At 73.3% G+C, this 18,828-nt stretch carries 17 protein-coding genes; 10 read left to right on the top strand and 7 right to left on the bottom strand.

Translation table 11 applies throughout. The features are described 5' to 3' along the window. Nucleotides 1-28: 28 nt before the first annotated feature. Nucleotides 29-259 (bottom strand): hypothetical protein, encoded by a 231-nt coding sequence (locus JT721_RS17475; protein WP_205474546.1) that lies wholly within the window; start codon nucleotides 257-259, stop codon nucleotides 29-31. A 267-nt stretch (nucleotides 260-526) separates the two neighbouring features. Between JT721_RS17475 and JT721_RS17470 the strand changes: the two genes are divergently transcribed. Next, nucleotides 527-2,659 (top strand): type IIA DNA topoisomerase subunit B, encoded by a 2,133-nt coding sequence (locus JT721_RS17470; protein ID WP_374220894.1) that lies wholly within the window; start codon nucleotides 527-529, stop codon nucleotides 2,657-2,659. Nucleotides 2,660-2,687: 28 nt separating this feature from the next. Next, a complete protein-coding gene (locus JT721_RS17465) occupies nucleotides 2,688-2,960 on the top strand; it encodes a hypothetical protein (RefSeq protein WP_205474545.1) in 273 nt (90 codons plus the stop codon). Between the two features lie 8 nt (nucleotides 2,961-2,968). On the opposite strand, the gene JT721_RS17460 is transcribed toward JT721_RS17465, so the two are convergent. The 4 genes from JT721_RS17460 to JT721_RS17445 form a co-directional block, all read right to left on the bottom strand. Continuing rightward, nucleotides 2,969-3,469, bottom strand: a complete 501-nt coding sequence (locus JT721_RS17460) for a carbonic anhydrase (RefSeq protein WP_205474544.1) — start codon at nucleotides 3,467-3,469, stop codon at nucleotides 2,969-2,971. Nucleotides 3,470-3,543: 74 nt separating this feature from the next. After that, nucleotides 3,544-5,319, bottom strand: a complete 1,776-nt coding sequence (locus JT721_RS17455; protein WP_205474543.1) for an MFS transporter — start codon at nucleotides 5,317-5,319, stop codon at nucleotides 3,544-3,546. Then, on the bottom strand, nucleotides 5,316-6,038 hold the full coding sequence (locus JT721_RS17450) for an LppX_LprAFG lipoprotein (protein ID WP_205474542.1): 723 nt from the start codon (nucleotides 6,036-6,038) through the stop codon (nucleotides 5,316-5,318). Before JT721_RS17450 ends, JT721_RS17455 begins: the two co-directional genes overlap by 4 nt. Nucleotides 6,039-6,042: 4 nt before the next feature. Beyond that, entirely contained in the window at nucleotides 6,043-8,514 is a 2,472-nt protein-coding gene (locus tag JT721_RS17445) for a DNA topoisomerase (ATP-hydrolyzing) subunit A (RefSeq protein ID WP_205474541.1), read from the bottom strand. Nucleotides 8,515-8,603: 89 nt separating this feature from the next. Here JT721_RS17445 and JT721_RS17440 point away from each other — a divergent pair, with 89 nt between their 5' ends. Genes JT721_RS17440 through JT721_RS17430 form a run of 3 tightly spaced genes read left to right on the top strand, consistent with a single transcriptional unit; the run spans nucleotide 8,604 to nucleotide 13,034 of the window. Beyond that, on the top strand, nucleotides 8,604-11,285 hold the full coding sequence (locus JT721_RS17440) for a bifunctional GNAT family N-acetyltransferase/acetate--CoA ligase family protein (protein ID WP_205474540.1): 2,682 nt from the start codon (nucleotides 8,604-8,606) through the stop codon (nucleotides 11,283-11,285). Between the two features lie 28 nt (nucleotides 11,286-11,313). Then, nucleotides 11,314-11,895, top strand: coding sequence for a DUF5998 family protein (locus JT721_RS17435; protein ID WP_205474539.1), 582 nt, complete (start codon nucleotides 11,314-11,316; stop codon nucleotides 11,893-11,895). 2 nt (nucleotides 11,896-11,897) lie between these two features. Further along, nucleotides 11,898-13,034, top strand: coding sequence for an alkaline phosphatase family protein (locus JT721_RS17430; RefSeq protein WP_205474538.1), 1,137 nt, complete (start codon nucleotides 11,898-11,900; stop codon nucleotides 13,032-13,034). 363 nt (nucleotides 13,035-13,397) lie between these two features. Here the strand turns inward: JT721_RS17430 and JT721_RS17425 are convergent, their stop codons facing one another. Both JT721_RS17425 and JT721_RS17420 read right to left on the bottom strand, forming a co-directional pair. Further along, nucleotides 13,398-14,054, bottom strand: a complete 657-nt coding sequence (locus tag JT721_RS17425; RefSeq protein WP_205474537.1) for a thymidine kinase — start codon at nucleotides 14,052-14,054, stop codon at nucleotides 13,398-13,400. A 13-nt stretch (nucleotides 14,055-14,067) separates the two neighbouring features. Beyond that, a complete protein-coding gene (locus JT721_RS17420) occupies nucleotides 14,068-14,511 on the bottom strand; it encodes a DUF2000 domain-containing protein (protein WP_205474536.1) in 444 nt (147 codons plus the stop codon). Between the two features lie 49 nt (nucleotides 14,512-14,560). Between JT721_RS17420 and JT721_RS17415 the strand changes: the two genes are divergently transcribed. The 5 genes from JT721_RS17415 to JT721_RS17395 all read left to right on the top strand — a co-directional run bounded on the left by JT721_RS17415 (nucleotide 14,561) and on the right by JT721_RS17395 (nucleotide 18,818). After that, entirely contained in the window at nucleotides 14,561-15,349 is a 789-nt protein-coding gene (locus tag JT721_RS17415) for an AraC family transcriptional regulator (RefSeq protein ID WP_205474535.1), read from the top strand. A 434-nt stretch (nucleotides 15,350-15,783) separates the two neighbouring features. Beyond that, nucleotides 15,784-16,599, top strand: coding sequence for a sulfurtransferase (locus tag JT721_RS17410; RefSeq protein WP_205474534.1), 816 nt, complete (start codon nucleotides 15,784-15,786; stop codon nucleotides 16,597-16,599). 23 nt (nucleotides 16,600-16,622) lie between these two features. Continuing rightward, the gene (locus tag JT721_RS17405; RefSeq protein WP_205474533.1) at nucleotides 16,623-17,222 is read left to right on the top strand and encodes a hypothetical protein; all 600 of its coding nucleotides are present in this window, start codon (nucleotides 16,623-16,625) and stop codon (nucleotides 17,220-17,222) included. Between the two features lie 37 nt (nucleotides 17,223-17,259). After that, the gene (locus JT721_RS17400; protein WP_205474532.1) at nucleotides 17,260-18,309 is read left to right on the top strand and encodes a hypothetical protein; all 1,050 of its coding nucleotides are present in this window, start codon (nucleotides 17,260-17,262) and stop codon (nucleotides 18,307-18,309) included. 251 nt (nucleotides 18,310-18,560) lie between these two features. Next, a complete protein-coding gene (locus tag JT721_RS17395; RefSeq protein ID WP_205474531.1) occupies nucleotides 18,561-18,818 on the top strand; it encodes an amphi-Trp domain-containing protein in 258 nt (85 codons plus the stop codon). The last annotated feature ends 10 nt before the right edge of the window (nucleotides 18,819-18,828 follow it).

The following is an 18,828-nucleotide window of genomic DNA, read 5'->3' as shown; positions in this document are numbered from 1 at the left end:
GGTCGTGCGAGTCGTCGGGGTGGTCTGGTCAGCGCTCGTCGTCGGGCGCGGGGGCGGGGGTGTCGCCGAGCTTGTGCGTCTCGTCGACGATGGTGGCGGCGACCTGCTTCAGCTTGTCACCGTGCTCGCGGGCGTGGTGGGCGCAGAAGAGGAGCTCGCCACCGGACTGGAGCTCCACGCGGAGGTAGGCCTGGGCTCCGCAACGGTCGCAGCGGTCCGCCGCGGTGAGCGGAGTGCTGGGTGCAACGGCAGTAGTCACATCGGCCTTCTTTCTCGATCTTCTCGGTATCGGGTGCAACGTAGCCCGAGGCCCCAAGATTCCCCGTGCTGCGTGTCACCTGACACGTTGATCCAATCACGGAGTCAGGTATCCCGTGGTCAGGTTTTCATGCCGCGAACAACCTCGTTCCCGAACCGTGACCTGGACCACGGATGCTGCGGTGCTGCCGGTGGTGCTTGGTGCGCCCACCGTAGACCCGGGCACCTACAGGCGTGCCTCCATGTCGCTGCGGCGTGTCGCGGGTAGATTCGGGGACGTACCCGAGGACCGCGTCCGACCCACGTCCCACCCCGCACCGACGCCCGCAGGAGCCCCCCGATCGACAACACCTACAACGCAGCGCACCTACTGGTCCTGGAGGGCCTGGAGGCCGTCCGCAAGCGGCCGGGCATGTACATCGGCTCGACCGACACGCGCGGGCTCATGCACTGCCTGTGGGAGATCATCGACAACGGCGTCGACGAGGCGCTGGCCGGCTCCGCGCAGCGGGTCGAGGTCACGCTGAACGCCGACGGCTCGGTCGAGGTCTACGACGACGGGCGCGGCATCCCCACCGACAAGGAGCCCAAGACCGGGCTCCCCGGCGTGGAGGTGGTGGCGACGAAGCTGCACGCCGGCGGCAAGTTCGGCGGCGGCTCCTACGTCGCCACCGGCGGCCTCCACGGCGTCGGCCTCTCGGTCGTCAACGCGCTGTCGTCGCGGATGGACATCGACGTCGACCGCTCGCCGAGCCAGCAGGGGATCAGCTTCCGCCGTGGCGTGCCGGGCGTCTTCGACGGCGACGGTCCCGACGCGCCGTTCACGGCGAGGTCCGGCCTGACCCGCAAGGGCAAGCGGGTGGCCAAGGGCCGCAGCGGCACCCACATCCGGTTCTGGCCCGACCGGCAGATCTTCACCCCCGACGCCACCTTCGAGCTCGAGGGGCTGCTGGGCCGGGCCCGGCAGACGTCGTTCATCGTCCCCGGCCTGGAGCTGGTGATCCGCGACCTGCGCGGCGACACCCCCACCGAGGAGAAGTTCCGCCACGACGGCGGCATCGCGGAGTTCGCGGAGTTCCTGGCCGCCGACGAGCCGGTCACCGAGGTGCTGCGGCTGCAGGGCACCGACACGTTCAAGGAAACCGTGCCGCTGCTCGACGAGCAGGGCCACATGACGCCGCAGGAGGTCGAGCGCGAGCTCGCCGTCGACGTGGCGCTGCGCTGGGGCACCGGTTACGACACCGAGCTGCGCTCGTTCGTCAACGTCATCGCCACCCCCAAGGGCGGCACCCACGTCAGCGGGTTCGAGCAGGCCGTGACCCGCACCTTCAACGACGTGATGCGCGCCGGCAAGGTGCTCAAGGTCAACGACGACGACGTGGTCAAGGACGACGTGCTCGAGGGGATGACCGGGGTGGTCACCGTCCGGCTGGCCGAGCCGCAGTTCGAGGGCCAGACCAAGGAGATCCTCGGCACCCCCGCGGCCCGCACCGTCGTACGCCGGGTGGTGGCCGCGGAGCTCAAGAAGTTCCTCACCTCCAGCAAGCGCGGCGAGAAGGCCCAGGCCAAGCTGGTGATGGAGAAGGTCGCCGGCGCCGCCAAGACCCGGATCGCCGCCCGCCAGCACAAGGAGACCCAGCGCCGCAAGAACGCCCTGGAGTCCTCGGCCCTGCCGGCCAAGCTCGCCGACTGCCGGGCGGCCGACAACGAGCGCACCGAGCTGTTCATCGTCGAGGGCGACTCCGCGCTCGGCACCGCCAAGCTCGCGCGCAACTCCGAGTTCCAGGCGCTGCTGCCGATCCGCGGCAAGATCCTCAACGTCCAGAAGGCCTCGGTGGCCGACATGCTCAAGAACGCCGAGTGCGCCTCGATCATCCAGGTGGTCGGCGCCGGGTCGGGTCGCACCTTCGACCTCGAGGCGACCCGCTACGGCAAGATCATCTTCATGGCCGACGCCGACTCCGACGGCGCCCACATCCGCTGCCTGCTGGCCACGCTGTTCTTCAAGTACATGCCCGACCTGATCGCCGAGGGCCGCGTCTACTCCGCAGTGCCGCCGCTGCACCGGATCGAGATCTCCAACCCCAAGAAGGGGATGGACAAGTACGTCTACACCTACTCCGACGACGAGCTGCAGCGCCGCCTGGCGGAGCTGAAGAAGAAGAACGTCGCCTGGAAGGACCCCGTGCAGCGCTACAAGGGTCTCGGCGAGATGGACGCCGACCAGCTGGCCGAGACCACCATGGACCCGCGCCACCGCACCCTGCGCCGCCTCACCGTCGACGACGCCGAGGCGGCCACCACCGTCTTCGAGCTGCTGATGGGCAGCGAGGTCGCGCCGCGCAAGGACTTCATCGTGCAGGGTGCCTACGCCGTCGACGTGGAGAGCCTCGACGCCTGACCGGCCGTCGACCTGCCAGGAGGGCCACGTGACCCACCACCCCGACGACAGCGACTGGGGCGCCCGCACCGCTGCATGGGCGCTCGGCACGGCCGCCGTCACGACGGCGCTGGGGGCGTGGGCGCTGTGGAGCCGCGGCGCGGAGGCGCGCGAGCTCCACGAAGTGGGTCGCTACGACTCCGGCGCGATGGTGCTGCTGGTCCTGGCGGTGGCGCTGGCGATCGCCGCGATCACGGTCGCGGCGAGGGTCACCATGGCCGAGTCCCCGGCCGAGGAGCCCCAGGTCGACGACTTCCCCTGAATACGGGGTCAGATCTTGCGGTCGAGGCGGCCGGTGTCGACGTCGTAGACGAAGCCGCCGACCCGCACGGCGCCGCCGACGAACGGGTTGGCCCGCACGGCGGCGACGTCCTGCTCGAGGCGGGCGTACTGGTCGCCCACCGACGGGAAGTGCTGCCCGGAGGCGTCGACGCCGGAGGCCTCCTCGACGGCGGCCCGCAGCTCCTCCTCGGTGTTGCTCGCCACCGCGCACTTGGTGTGCTCGACGATCAGCACCCGGGAGACGTTGAGTAGGTTCACGCCGAGGATGATCCCCTCCATCGTGTGCTCGGTGACCCGGCCGCCCGGGTTGCGCAGGATCTTGGCGTCGCCGAGGTCGAGGCCGAGCATCCGCAGCGGCTCGATGCGGGAGTCCATGCAGGTGACGATGAGGACGCCGGCCCGGGCGCGGCCGCTGAGCCCGGTGGGGACGAAGGTCTCGGCGTACTCGGCGTTCGCGGCCAGCAGGTCGTCGAAGTCGGTGTCGGGCACGTCAGGAAGGTAGCGGAGCCGGGCGGTCGGCGGCGCGGCGTCCCACGTGAGGTTCCCCACGGCCTCCGCCACGTTTACGGAACGACGAAACGGGCCACGGGCCCCGTCGCTCGGGTCTCCGCGCCGCGGAACAGCAGCAGCGCCAGCACCGCCGCGACGAGCGCGCAACCCATCGCGCCCAGGAACACGGTGTGCTCCTGGGCGATGCCCGCCGCCTGCTGGAGGTCGCGGTAGCGGTCGCACATCGTCGGGCGGCCGCACTCCTCGAGCACGGTGCCGAGCGAGTCCTGCTCGGCGTAGAACCGGCGCAGGCCGAGGGTGGTGAGTGCCGAGATGCCGACCAGCATGCCGACCATCCGGGCCACCACCACCATCGCCGACGCCAGGCCGTGCACGGCGGCGTCGGTGGTGGCCAGCACCGCGGCGTTGACCGGCGCGAGCGCGAGGCCGAAGCCCAGGCCGCACAGCACCAGCGCAACGTTGACCGAGGGGCTCTCGAGCGCGTCGGCGTCCCAGCGCGACATCAGCAGGAAGCCCACCGCCGAGAGCACCATCCCGGCCGCCGTGATCACCCCGGCCGGCACCCGGCGGGTGAGGTAGCCGCCGACCACCGCACCCACCGGGAGGGCGACCAGGAAGCGCACCAGCACCAGCGCGGCCAGCAGCTGGGAGTCGCGGTACGTCGTCGTGCGGGCGAAGATCGGGATGTCGATGAGGGCACCGATCAGCGCGGCCCCGATGAAGAAGCTGACCAGCACCGCGCCCCAGGCCGGCGTGCGGGCCAGCGCGCCGCGGGGCACCAGCGGCGACTCGGCGCGGCGCAGGTGGAGCGCGAAGGCGAGCGCGGCGAGGGCGGCTCCGGCGAGGTACCAGAGCCCCCGGTCGGAGAAGACCTGCACCTGCGGGTCGGCGGTGGCGAAGGCCAGGATCACGCCGCCGAGGGCGATGCCGAGGAAGAGCGCGCCGGTGAGGTCGGCCTCCCGGCTGCTGCGCCACCAGCCGCGCAGGTCGACCACCGGGCGCCGGGCGGTCAGGCAGCGGACGACGAACAGCGCCAGGCCCAGCGCCATCACGACCCCCACCGGCGTGAACCAGCGGTTGGAGCCGGCGAACGGGATGAACAGCCGGCCCCAGTCGAGGTCGCGCACCAACGACGGCGGCCGCACGAACAGCAGCCCGCCCGCGAGCGCGGCGAGCGCCAGGAACAGCCAGCCGGCGACGTCGGGCGGCGCGTCCGGGCGGTCACCGGCGGTGCCCGCCGGATCGGCCCGGCGCAGCGACCGGATGGCCACGGCCAGCACGCCGCCCACCAGCATGTTGATGCCGAAGATCACCTGCCAGTCGGCGAACGCCAGCACCGCGGCGCCGAACAGCGGGCCCAGCACGCTGCCGATCTCCTGCACCGCCGAGACGATGCCCAGCGGCACGCCGCGGCGCTCCGCGGGGTAGAGGTCGGCGACCAGCGCGAGCGTCGCCGGCACCAGCCCGCCCCCGCCCACGCCCTGGAGGAACCGCCCGGTCACCATCGTCGGCAGGTCGAAGGCCAGCGCGGTCACCAGCGACCCGAAGGTGAAGACCACCAGCGCCGCGACCAGCACCGGCAACCGCCCCCGCAGGTCGGCGATCCGTCCGATCAGCGGCAGGATCGCGACGTAGCCGAGCAGGAAGCCGGAGATGATCGGGGCCGCCTGCTGGAGGTGGTCGACCGGGATGCCGACCGCGCCCATCATCTCGGGCAGGGCGAGCACGACGACGTAGGTGTCGGCGGCCGCGAAGGCCACGGCGACCGCCGCCAGGCCGAGCAGCAGCCGCGAGCCCGACCGCAGCCCCTCGACCGCCCGGTCGCTCACGGGGCGGCGATGTCCTTCTCGGTGCCGTAGTCGCTGAGGCCGAGCACGTAGGTGAACGGCTCCTCGCCCTCGACGAACGCCCCCGTCACGGCCGCCTCGCGCAGCTCGCCGGCGTCGGTGATCGTGTAGACGACCTCGAAGTCGCCGGTGGCGGTGGGGATCACCGGTGCGACCGCGGTGCCCGGCACGCTGCCGGTGTACTCGGTGAGGATCTCCTTGTTGTCGCTGCCGCCGCGCACCGAGTCGCCCTTCTCCAGGCCGGTGGTCGCGGCGAACATCGCCGAGAAGCCCTCGCCCGGGGTCATCAGCACCGTGGGGTCGGGGGCGCCGTACTCGGCGGGGTCGATGGCCGTCCAGTCGGGGAGCAGCAGCGAGTTGCGGGCGTACGTCGTGCCGTCGACCGCGATCACCTCGGCGTCGGCCGGGAGGCCGTTGACGCTCAGCTTGAAGGTGCCCTCGAACGCCGCCGGGTGGACGCCGACGCCGGTGGCCGAGGTGACGCCGGTGGCCCCGGACGGCAGGTCGTCGGTGGTGAGGCTGACCTCGACCCCGCTGGTCTCGTCGAACGTCCGCTGGGCGGTGGCGATCGCCTCCTCGGCGCTGAGCCCGCCGCCACCACCACCGTCGCCCCCGTCGTCGCCGCTGCAGGCCACCAGGGCCGGGGTCAGGAGCAGGGCGGCGGCCAGCGCGAGCCGGCCGCGCGACGGGGGTCGCAGCATGCGGTCAGCCTTGCACACCGGTGCCCGCCACCAGGCTGGCGACCGGCCCCGCGCAGGCCGCGATCGGCTGGCTGCCGGGCAGACCCGAGCCGTCGCGCCGGCCGGTGGGCTCGGGCAGGTCGACCGGAGCCCCGCTGGCGGCCGAGGCCCGCGCCGGGCCGGGGCCCGCCCAGGCGAAGACGAGGGTGTCCTCGCCCTTGAGGAACCGGTGGGCGCGGACGCCGCCGGTCGCGCGGCCCTTGCCGGGGTAATCGGTGAACGGCGCGACCTTGACCGCGCCCGGCTCGGTGCCGGGCAGCGCCGTCGAGGAGCCCGAGGAGGTGACGACCACCGCGTCGCCCGCGTCGAAGGCCCCGAAGAACACCACCCGCTGGCCGGCGGCCAGCCGGACGCCGGCCATGCCGCCACCCGAGCGGCCCTGGGGCCGCACGCCGTCGGCGCCGAAGTGGAGCAGCTGGGCGTCGGAGGTGATGAAGCAGAGCGTCTCGGTGCCGGTGGCCAGCTCGACCGCGCCCACGACCTCGTCGCCGTCGCCGAGCCGGATCACCTCCCACTCGTCCTTGGCCAGCACCTCGGGGTTGACCCGCTTGACGACGCCCTGGCGGGTGCCGAGCGCGAGACCGGGGCCGTCGGCGCGCAGGGCGGTGAGCGCCAGCGCGCGCTCGCCGGCGTCGAGCGAGAGCAGCTCGCTCAGCGGCACCCCGCCCTGGAGGTTGGGGTCGTTGGCCGACGGCGGGATGGCGGGCAGGTCGAGCACGCCCAGCCGTAGCACCCGGCCGCGGCTGGTGAGCACGCCGACCTCGCCGCGGGCGGTGGTGGCGACCGCCGACACCACGACGTCGTGGTTGGTACGCCCGCCGCCGCTGCCGGGGGCCTCGGCCGACGACGACCGGGCGAGCAGGCCGGTGGCCGAGAGGTAGGCGAAGCACGGGTCGTCGGCGACCTCGAGCGGCACCGCCGAGGACGTGACGGTGGTGCCGGCCGACTCGAGCAGCACGGTGCGGCGTGGGGTGCCGTAGGTCTTGGCGACCTCGGCGAGCTCGTCGGAGACCACCCGGCGCAGCAGCGCGTCGTCGTCGAGGATCGCCTGGAGCTCCTCGATCTCGCGGCGCAGGGTCTCCTGCTCCTTCTCCAGCTCCAGCCGGCTGAACCGGGTGAGCCGGCCCAGCTGCATCTCGAGGATGTAGTCGGCCTGGAGCTGGGAGAGCTCGAAGACGCTCATCAGGCGCTCCCGGGCGGCGGGGCGGTCGTCGCTCGTGCGGATCACCTCGATCACCTCGTCGATGTCGAGCAGCGCGACGAGCAGGCCGTCGACGAGGTGGAGCCGGTCGGCCTTCTTGTCGCGGCGGAACGTCGAGCGGCGGCGCACCACGTCGAAGCGGTGGGCCAGGAAGACCTCGAGCAGCTCCTTGAGGCCCAGCGTGCGCGGCTGGCCGTCGACCAGGCAGACGTTGTTGATGCCGAAGGTGTCCTCCATCGGAGTCAGCTTGTAGAGCTGCTCGAGGATCGCCTCGGGGTGGAAGCCGTTCTTGACCTCGATGACCAGGCGGGTGCCGTTGGCCATGTCGGTGAGGTCCTTGACGTCGGAGATGCCCTGCAGCTTCTTCGACTGCACCAGCACCTTGATCCGCTCGATGACCTTCTCGATGCCGACGCCGTAGGGCATCTCGGTGACCACGATGCCCTTGCGCCGGCCCATGGTCTCGACCCGCGCGGTGGCTCGCATCCGGAAGGTGCCGCGCCCGGACTCGTAGGCGTCGCGGATGCCGTCGAGGCCGACGATCTTGCCGCCGCCGGGCAGGTCGGGGCCCGGGATGAACCGCATGAGGTCGTCGAGCGTCGCCTTGGGGTGCTTGACCAGGTGGCGCAGCGCCTGGACGACCTCGACCAGGTTGTGCGGCGCCATGTTGGTGGCCATGCCGACCGCGATGCCGGTGGCGCCGTTGACGACGAGGTTGGGGATCGCCGCGGGCAGCACGCTCGGCTCGAGCTCGCGGGAGTCGTAGTTGGGTCGGAAGTCGACGGTGTCCTCGTCGATCGAGGCGGTCATCGCGACCGCGGCCGGGCCCATCCGGCACTCGGTGTAGCGCATCGCGGCCGGCCCGTTGTCGGGGGAACCGAAGTTGCCGTGACCGTCGACGAACGGCAGCCGCATCGACCACGGCTGCGCCATCCGCACCAGCGCGTCGTAGATCGCGCCGTCGCCGTGGGGGTGCAGCCGGCCCATCACCTCGCCGACGACGCGGGCGCTCTTGACGTGACCGCGGTCGGGGAGCAGCCGCATGTCGTTCATCGTGTAGAGGATCCGGCGCTGCACCGGCTTGAGCCCGTCGCGGGCGTCGGGCAGGGCCCGGGAGTAGATGACGGAGTAGGCGTACTCGAGGAACGACGCCCGCATCTCGTCGCCCACGTCGATGTCGAGGATGTGCTCCTCGAAGTCGTCGGGGACGTCCTGCTTCGTCGTACGTCGTGCCATGGCGTCATTGTCCCCTGCCCGGTCGGCCGCGGCGGCCGGGGCACGCCGGGACGACGTGGGCGCCTCGGCAGCACGGTAGATTTCGGCGCGTGACGACGACGGCCTTCCCAGCGCACTGGGAGTCCGACGTCCTGCTCCGCGACGGGCGCACCGCCCACATCCGGCCGATCGGCCCCGACGACGCCGAGCTGCTGGTCGAGTTCTACGGCCGGGTCTCCGACGAGTCGAAGTACTACCGCTTCTTCTCGCCGATGCCGCGGCTCTCCGACCGCGACGTCGCGCGGTTCACCCAGGTCGACCACGTCGACCGGGTGGCGTTCGTGCTCACCCTCCAGGGCCGGATGATCGCCGTCGGCCGCTACGACGTGGTCAGGCCGGGGGAGGCGGAGGTCGCGTTCCTCGTCGAGGACCAGCACCAGGGCCGCGGGATCGCGCAGATCCTGCTCGAGCACCTCGCCCAGGCCGGCCGCGAGCGCGGCGTCGACCGGTTCGTCGCCGAGGTGCTGCCCGACAACCGCCGGATGATCCAGATCTTCCGCGACGCCGGCTACCGGGTGGCCAGCGAGTACGAGGAGGGCGTGCTCGTGCTGGAGTTCTCGATCACGCCCACCGACACCGCGATCGGGATCATGCAGGGCCGCGAGCACGAGGCCGAGGCCGCCTCGATCCACCGCTTCTTCAACCCGCGCTCGGTCGCGGTGATCGGCGCCAGCCGCCGCCAGGACACCATCGGCCAGGCGCTGATCCGCCACCTGGTCACCGGCGACTTCACCGGCCGGGTCTACGCCGTCAACCCCACCGCCGCCGCGGTGTCGGGCATGCCGGCCTACAAGTCGGTCACCGAGATCCCCGACGACGTCGACGTGGCGGTGGTGGCGGTGCCGGCCGACGCGGTGCAGGACGTCGTGCTCGACTGCGCGGCCAAGGGCGTGCACGGGCTGGTCGTCATCTCCAGCGGCTTCGCCGAGACCGGCGAGGAGGGCCGTCGCCGGCAGCGGCGCCTGGTGGGGCTGTCGCGCTCGTACGGTCTGCGGCTGATCGGACCCAACGCGCTCGGCATCATCAACACCGACCCCAACGTCTCGATCAACGCCTCGCTGGCCTCGCTGATGCCGCCGCGCGGTCGCGCCGGGTTCTTCTGCCAGTCCGGCGCGCTGGGCTCGGCGATCCTGGAGAAGGTCAACAACCGCGGCCTCGGCCTCTCGACGTTCGTCAGCGCCGGCAACCGCGCCGACGTGTCGGGCAACGACCTCCTGCAGTACTGGGAGGAGGACGACTCGACCGAGGTCGTGATGATGTACCTCGAGTCGATCGGTAACCCCCGCAAGTTCTCCCGCATCGCCCGCCGGGTCTCGCGGCGCAAGCCGATCGTCGCCGTCCGCTCCGGTCGCACCACGCAGGGCGTGCCGATGGGCCACGCCGTACGCCGGATCGCCGCGCCGCCGCAGGCCGTCGACGCGATGTTCCGCCAGGCCGGCGTGATCCAGGTCGACACCCTCGAGGACATGTTCGACGTCGCCCAGCTGCTGGCCCACCAGCCGCTGCCCCGCGGGCGCCGGGTCGCGGTGGTCGGCAACTCCGACGCCCTCGGCCTGCTGGCCGCCGACGCCGCCGCCGCGGTGGGGCTGGTGGTCAACAAGTCGGTCGCGCTCGACGCCGAGCCCAGCGCCGAGGACTTCGAGGACGCCCTCGACGCCGCGATCGACGACCCCGAGGTCGACGCGGTGGTCGCGGTCTACATCCCGCCGCTCAACGTCTCGGGTGAGGACATCGCCAACGTGCTCGCCGCGGTGGGCGAGCAGAGCGACAAGCCGCTGGTCTCCTCGTTCCTCGGTGCCGAGGGCGTGCCCGAGCTGCTGCGGGTGCCCGACGTCGCGGGGTCGACGGCGGGGCGCGGGTCGGTGCCGTCGTACGCCGCGGTGGAGTCGGCGGTGCGCGCGCTGGCCCGGGTGGTCGACTACGCCGCGTGGCTGCGCGCCCAGGACCCCGATGTCGAGGTGGCCGAGGTCGACTCGCGCGCCGCCCAGGCGGTGGTGACCAAGGCGCTGCGCGCCCACCCCGACGGCGTCGACCTCGACAACGAGCAGCTCACCGAGCTGCTGGCCGCCTACGGCATCGAGCTGTGGCCGGTGGTGCCGGTGACGACGCTGCGCGCCGCCCAGGCCGCCGGCCGCGCGCTCGGCTGGCAGGTGGTGCTCAAGGCCACCGCCGGCCACCTGCGCGAGCGCCCCGACATGGCCCACGTGCGCCGCAACATCGAGTCGGCGGCCGCGATGCGCGAGGCCTGGAACACGCTGCGCGCCGAGATCGGCGCCCCCGAGGACGTGGGGTTCGTGGTGCAGAAGCGCGCCGCGCCCGGCGTACCCGTGACGATCCGGAGCATCGAGGACCCGCTGTTCGGGCCGGTGGTCTCGTTCGGCATCTCCGGGCCGGTGATCGAGCTGGTCTCCGACGTCGCCTACCGGGTGCCGCCGCTGGTGGGCCGCGACGCCGCCGGGATGGTGCGCGAGGTGAAGTCGTCGCCGATGCTGTTCGGCTACCGCGGCGCGGAGGTCGTCGACGTGGGGGAGGTCGAGCGGCTGATCCAGCGCGTCGCCCAGCTGCAGAACGACCTGCCGCAGGTGAGCTCGCTGGAGCTGTCGCTGGTGCTCGCCCACAGCGAGGGCGCCGCCGTGCTCAGCGCGGCGGCGCGGGTCGAGCCGGTGAGCGACCCGCGCTCCGACTCGTTCGTGCGCCGGCTGCCCGGCCCCCCTGGGGACACGCTCACCTGAGCCTGCGGGTGCGTGACAGACTGCGAGCATGCCGACCCGCACCGACGAGCAGGACCACAGCGTGGAGCTGCGCCGGGCCATCGACCGCACGGGCTACTACCCCGAGGTCGTCGCCGACGGCGTGGAGGCGGCGGTCGCGGGGGAGCGGGTGGTGCAGTTCTTCGTGCACCACGAGCCGACCTTCGAGCGCGACGAGGTGCGCCGCCACCTCAGCGTCGTGGTGCTCACGCCGTCGCGGCTGATCCTGGCCCACACCGACGAGCACGACGGCGACGACCTGCTCCCCGAGCCCTACACCTCCACCTCGACCGAGGCGGTGCGGCTCAGCGCCGTCCGCTCGGTGGTGGTCACCCGGATGGTCGCCAACCCCACCTCGGGACCGTCGCGGCCCGCCGAGGTCGTCATGACGATCGGCTGGGGCGGCGTGGGCCGCCTCGACCTCGAGCCCGCCGGGTGCAACGACCCCAACTGCGAGGCCGACCACGGCTACACCGGCGTGCTCGCCCCCGACGACTTCTCGCTGCGGGTCTCGGCCGCGGCCGACGGCACCGACGCGGTCTCCGGCCTGCTCGCCTTCGCGGAGGCCCTGTCCGCGCGCACCCAGTCCTGACCGTGGACGCCACCGGCCGCAGCGCGGGCTTCGTCGAGCCCGCCTACGGCGACCGCTCGCTCGGCGACGTGGTGCCCGCCGTGGGCCGGGCGCTCGGGGTGTCGCTCGACGGCACGACCTCGTCGTTCGAGCTGCCCGACGCGGCGGCGTACGTCGTGTTCCTGGTCGACGGGCTCGGCGCCCGGCTGCTGGAGCGCCACGGCCACGCGGCGCCGTACCTCTCGGGGCTACTAGCCTCGCAGCGGCCCGGCACGGCCGGCGTACCGTCGACGACGGCGACCAGCCTCACCTCCCTCGGCACCGGCCTGGTGCCCGGCGCCCACGGCCTGGTGGGCTTCACCAGCCGGATCCCCGGCACCGACCGGCTGCTCAACGCGCTGCTGTGGGACAAGGACGTCGACCCGCTGGCCTGGCAGCCGCACGCCACGGCGTTCGGCCGGTTGCAGGCCGCCGGACTGCCGGTGACGGTGGTCAACAAGGGCGAGTTCCGCGACAGCGGCCTGACCGTCGCGGCCCAGCGCGGCGCCGACTACGTCAAGGCCGACCGGGTCGGCGAGCGGATCGCGGCGGCCGTCGCGGCGTCGGGGCGGGGCCGCTCGCTGGTCTACCTCTACGAGGGCGACCTCGACTGGACCGGCCACCGCTACGGCGTCGCCTCGCAGCAGTGGCTGCAGGAGCTGGCGATCGTCGACGCCCAGGTCGAGCAGCTGCGCGAGGCGCTGCCGGCGTCGGTGCGGCTGGTCGTGGTCGCCGACCACGGCATGGTCGACGTGCCGGTCGAGCACCGGATCGACGTCGACGAGCACCTCGAGCTCCGCGACGGCCTGGTGCTGTTCGGCGGCGAGGCCCGCTTCCGCCACCTCTACTGCCAGCGCGGCGCCGTCGACGACGTGGTGGCGACCTGGCGCGGCTTCCTGGGCGACCGCGGCGAGGTGCTGACCCGCGACGAGGTCGTGGCGACCGGCTGGTTCGGCGACGTCGCCCCCTCGGTGCTGCCCCGCCTCGGCGACGTCGTGGTCGCGATGCGCGGCGACCACGCGGTCTTCTCCACCACCGACTTCGCCTACGAGATGACCCTGGTCGGCCTGCACGGCTCGCTCACCCGCGACGAGATGGAGATCCCGGTCCTCGTCGACTGAGCACCGGTGCGTGCGCTGGTCGAGGTGCGAAGGCCGCCAGGCCCGAGCCTCGAGACCCGGTGAGCCGAAAGCCCTCCGCCGTGGACGGAGGGCGTTCGGCCGGCGGGGGTTTCGAGGCTCGCTCCGCTCGCACCTCAACCAGCGCCGGTGGTCGAGCAGCGAGCGCCAGCGAGCGTCGTCGAGACCGGGTAGGACGAAAGCCCTCCGGTGGGGACGGGAGGGGGTTCGGCCGCCGGGGGTTTCGAGACAGTCGCTAGCGCGACTTCCTCGACCACCGGTGGGCCACCGCTGGTTGAGGAGGGACGAAGTCCCGTCTCGAAACCCCGTACGACGACAGCCCTCCCGTGACCACCGGGGACCGGGTCAGCCGAACGGCAGCGGCTCGGGGGCCATGCTGACCGCCTTGGCGCGGGCGGCGGTGAGCCGGCGGCGGTGGTGCTGGCGGCACAGCACCTCGTAGGCGACCTCGGTCTCGGCCTCGGAGGCGGACTGGTCGACGTCGCCGACGACGATCACCTCGCCCTCGACGACCATCACGCCGTTCTCGGTGCGGGCGTTGTGGGTGGCGCGCTTGCCGCACCAGCACAGCGCCTCGACCTGGAGCACGTGGGTGCGGTCGGCGAGCTCGACCAGCCGGGCGCTGCCGGGGAAGAGCTCGGAGCGGAAGTCGGTGAGGATCCCGAAGGCGAACACATCGATCTGCAGCTCGTCGACGACCTTGGCCAGCTGGTCGATCTGGTCGCGCGTGTAGAACTGGCACTCGTCGCAGATGACGTAGTCGATCCGGGCGCCGCGGGTGAGCGAGTCGACGACGTAGCGCCAGAAGTCGAACTCCCCGTCAACCTCGATCGCCTCGTGGGTCAGGCCCAGCCGGCTCGAGAGCATCGCCCGGCCGGCGCGGTCCATGGCGGTGAAGATCCGGCCCACCCGGCCGCGGGCCGCGTGGTTGTGGTTGGTCTGCAGGGCCAGGGTGCTCTTGCCGGAGTCCATGGTGCCCGTGAAGAAGTGCAGTTCCGCCACGGGCGGCATCCTGTCACGGATGCAACCGCGCGCCCTTGACGGTCTTGTCGACCGCGTTGCGGGGGCCGTGCAGAGCGACCCCGACCAGCTCGAGGTCGTCGCGACCGACGGCTGCGACCGCCGCCCGGTTGTCGCGATCGTTGCCGGTGCGGAACATGTCGCTGGTGTAGATCGCCAGCGCCAGCTCGCGCCGCAGCGCCCGCTCGTGCACGGTGCGCAGGGTCGCGGCGTTCGCCTCGAGCACGACGACCGGCTGCCGGAGCAGGGAGAGGTACGCCGTGCCGTCGGCGTCGGCATAGGGCTCGCCCATCAGCACCGGGTGGTTGCCGGCGATGCCGCTGGTGACGAACGCCGTGACGTTGAGCCGCTGCCAGGTCTCCAGGTCGTCGCGCACCACCACCGCGATCTTGGTGTCGAAGCGGACGGGGGCGTCGGGGTCGGTGACGTCGAGCTCCATGGCGCCAGGCTGGCCGCTCGGGGCCGGGCCGGTCTTGTACGTTCCTGACATGGCGGCGGAGCGAGTGACGGCCTGGCGCCCGTCGGTGCCGGGCGTGAGCGAGGTGCTGCACGCCCACTTCACCGAGCATGCCTACCCCGCCCACGTCCACGAGCAGTGGACGGTGCTGCTGGTCGACTCCGGCGGCGTCGACTACACCCTCGAGCGCGAACGGCAGCAGGCCGTCGCCGGCCGGGTGAGCGTGCTGCCGCCCCACGTCAGCCACGACGGTCGCGCCGCCAGCGCCGGGGGCTTCGACAAGCGGGTCGTGTACGTCGACGACAGCTGGCTGCCCGAGCGGCTGGTCGGCGCCGCCGTCCGGTCGCCGGCGCTGGCCGACCCCGCGCTGGCCCGGGCCGTGTCGGCACTGCACCCGCGGCTGGCGCAGCCCGGCGAGGCGCTCGAGGCGGAGTCGCGGCTGGCGCTGGTCGCCGACCGGATCGCCCGCCACCTCGGCACCGAGCCAACCGGCCCGTCCGGCCGCGACGCCGGCCTGGCCCGCTGGGTGCGCGACCGGCTCGACGCCGACCCGGTGCCGACGCTGCAGGACCTGGCGGCCGAGGTCGGCGCCTACCCCAGCCACCTGGTGCGGGTGTTCCGTCGCGAGTACGGCCTCCCGCCGCACTCGTTCGTCATCGGCCGCCGGGTCGACCGGGCCCGCCGCCTGCTGCTGGCGGGCGAGCCGATCGCGGAGGTGGCGGTCGCGGTGGGCTTCCATGACCAGTCCCACCTGACCCGCCACTTCCGCCGGGTGCTGGGCGTCCCGCCGGGCCGCTACCGCTCCTCGGCGGGTCGCTGACCAGCGGTGTGCGCTGGTCGAGGTGCGAAGGCCGCTAGGCCTGAGCCTCGAGACCCCGTGAGACGGAAGCCCTCCGGTGGGGACGGTCGGAGTGCGGGTGCGCGGGTTTCGAGGCTCGCTCCGCTCGCACCTCAACCAGCGCACACCGCTGGTCGAGGTGCGAAGGCCGCTAGGCCTGAGCCTCGAGACCCGGGCGAGGCGAAAGCCCTCCGGTGGGGACGGTCGGCGTGCCGGTGCGCGGGTTTCGAGGCTCGCTCCGCTCGCACCTCAACCAGCGCACACCGCTGGTCGAGCAGCGAGCGCCAGCGAGCGTCGTCGAGACCCGGTGAGACGAGCGCCCTCCGGTGGGGACGGTCGGCGTCCAGGTGCGCGGGTTTCGAGGCTCGCTCCGCTCGCACCTCAACCAGCGCGGGCCCACCCGGCAGGATGGACCCATGGCCGGACCGCTGATCTCGACCGTCGACCTCGACGACCTGCTCGGTGCCGGGGGAGTGACGCTCCTCGACGTGCGCTACCGGATGGGCGGGCCGCCCGGCCGGCCCGACTACGTCGCCGGGCACATCCCCACCGCGACGTACGTCGACCTCGACACCGACCTCGCCGCGCCTCCGGGCCCGGGCGGGCGGCACCCGCTGCCGGAGCCGAGGGTCTTCGAGCTGGCGATGCGCGCGGCCGGGGTGTCCGACGACCGGCCGGTGGTCGCCTACGACGACTGGCAGGGGCACGCCGCCGGCCGCGCCTGGTGGCTGCTGCGCCACCACGGGCACGACGACGTGCGGGTGCTCGACGGCGGCTGGTCGGCCTGGCTGGCCGACGGCGGCGCGATCCAGGCCGGTGTGACGCTGCCTCGGGCCGGCGACTTCACGGCTCGGCCCGGGCGGCTGCCGGTGGTCGAGGCCGACGAGGTGCTCGACGTGCCGGTGCTGGTCGACGCCCGGGCCCCCGAGCGCTACCGCGGCGAGAGCGAGCCGGTCGACTCGGTGGCGGGGCGGATCCCGGGCGCGATCAACGTGCCGACGGTGACCAACCTGCGCGTCGACGGCCGGTTCCGCAGCGCCGAGGAGCTGCGCGCCCTCTACGCGGCCGCCGGGGTGACGGGGGAGGAGGACGTCGCGGTCTACTGCGGCTCCGGCGTCACCGCCACCCACGACCTGCTCGCCCTCGAGGTGGCCGGCATCCGCGCCGCGCTCTACCCCGGGTCGTGGAGCGGCTGGATCACCGACCCCGAGCGGCCGGTCGAGCGCGGCTGAGGCGGGCCGCGAGGTCCAGACCGGTGGAACGCCGACCCGGACCACCGCGTCCCACCGGCGTGCGCCCGCTCCGCCGACTCCTGGCCCTGCCCCTGCTGATCGCCGCGACCCCGGTCGCGCTCGCCACCACCACGGCGCCCGCCTCCGCGCTGTCGTGCGTCGGCCCCAAGATGGTGCTCGCCGACGCGACGTTCGCGTACGCCGGTGAGATCGTCGAGCGCGACGGTGACGACATCCGGGTGGCCGTCGACGAGGTGTGGAAGGGCACCCGGGTGCCCGACGAGCTGTGGCTGCGGCTCGAGCTGGTCGAGTGGTTCGGCGCGACCGAGCTCAGCCCCGGCACCCGGCGGGTGTTCGCACCGTCGTCGGGCCCGCACGGCGAGCCCACGGTCAACCCGTGCTCGACCTGGCTGGCGGACCAGAGTGACGTCGTCTCCCGCCGGCCGACCACGGTCACCGAGCCGGTCGCCACCTCGGCGCCGCCTGCCGCCATCCCGGAGCCGCTGCCGGTCGACGAGGGCCTGCCCGCCGTACCGCTGGCCGCCGGCACCGGCGGCGCGGTCGGGCTGATGCTGATCGTCGCCGGGGGACTGGCGCGCCGGGGGCGCGCGCGTCAGGCCTGACCAGCCTCCGGGCGCGGCCCTGCCGTACGGTCTGGGCGTGCCCTCCGCCGCAGAGTCCGCCCCCGAGTCCCTGGCCCGCGAGCTGCTCGACGCGCAGGTCCGCCACCACCTCGAGCGGCTGACGGGGGACCAGCTGGCCGGCACGGTCGCCAGGTTCGCCGGGACGCTGCTCGACGCCTCGGGGGAGCACGAGATCGGGGCTCTGGTCGACCGCGAGGCGCTCACCGACGTGGTGGTGCGCGCGCTGGCGACGGTGCCGGGCAGCGCCGCGGTGGCGGCGATCGTGGAGATGGCGGTCGACGTGGCGCACGAGGGCCCCGCGACGCCGTACCCCCTCGGCGAGCTGGTCGAGCGCGACCGGGTGGAGGCGCTGGTCGACGAGCTGCTGGCGCTCACCCCCGTGGTGGAGCGGGCGCTGGAGCGGCTGACCGCGAGCCCGCTGGTGGGGGCGGCGGCGTCGCGGTTCATGGGTCGGATCGTCGGCGAGGTCGTCAACGCCAACAAGGCGGTGGCCGACAAGGTGCCGGGTCTCGGGTCGATCGTGTCGCTCGGCACCAGTGCCGCGTCGCGGGTGATGGGCGCCGCCGACAAGCAGCTCGAGGGGCTGCTGGGGGAGACGATGGGCAAGGGCGGCACCTACGCCGTCAGCCGGCTCAACAAGATCGTCGTCGAGACGCTGCGCGACCCCACCACCCGCGAGGCGGTGCTGCAGGTCTGGGACCTGGCCGCCCAGGAGCCGGTGGTCGGCACCGGCCGGCGGCCCGGCCGCGACGAGGTGTCCGGGGTGGTCGACGCCGTGCACGACCTGGTGGTCGGCGCGCTCGCCACCGAGCACGTCGCCGAGCTGGGCGCGGTGGTGGTGGAGGCGTTCCTCGAGCGGTTCGGCGGCTACAGCCCGACCGAGCTGCTGGCCGAGCTCGACCTCGATCGCGACCAGCTCGTCGCCGACCTGGTGCGACTGGCGCCCCCGGTGGTCGAGGCACTGCGGGAGTCGGGTGACCTGGAGCGGCTGGTGCGCGAGCAGCTGGCGCCGTTCTGGACGTCGCCCGAGGCGCTGGCGATCCTCGACCGCCCCGACCCGGTCTGATCCCCGACATCTTCTCGGCAGCGCTGTCGTCTCGGCCGGGCGCGGCCGCCGACCAGGACACCGCCGTCGACCGGGCCGCGAAGGCCTCGAAGGCGCTCGGCTCGCGGATCGAGGTGCGGGCGCTGCAGGAGGCGCCCGAGGAGGCCTGACCCGGCGGCTGGACGATCGGTCGACCGGGTGCGGCGGCGCTCGCTAGCGTGGCCTGCACCCGGCGGCCGCTCCCAGGGCCGCCCTCCCGAGAGCGAGTGGACATGGCCAAGGCCGAGCGCGACGTCGAGCGGATCTACAGCACCGAGGAGGTCGTGGCGAAGCTGCGGCGCCTCGCCGACGCGTTGGAGAGCGGCTCGTCGTTCCGCATCCAGGTCGCGGGCGAGCGGTTTCGGGTGCCGGCGCGCGCGGTGTTCTCCGTCGAGCACGAGCGCGGCGAGGACGAGGAGGAGGTCGAGTTCCAGCTGAAGTGGCCGCTCTCCGAGGAGTCCGACGACGCCGAGGGCGATGCCGTCGTCTGAGCCGCTGCCC

Origin of the sequence: Nocardioides sp. SYSU D00038 (assembly GCF_016924665.1) — a bacterium.
Lineage (GTDB): Bacteria > Actinomycetota > Actinomycetes > Propionibacteriales > Nocardioidaceae > Nocardioides.
Note: the sequence above shows the minus strand (reverse complement) of the source record. Positions and strands in the feature narration are given on the sequence as shown.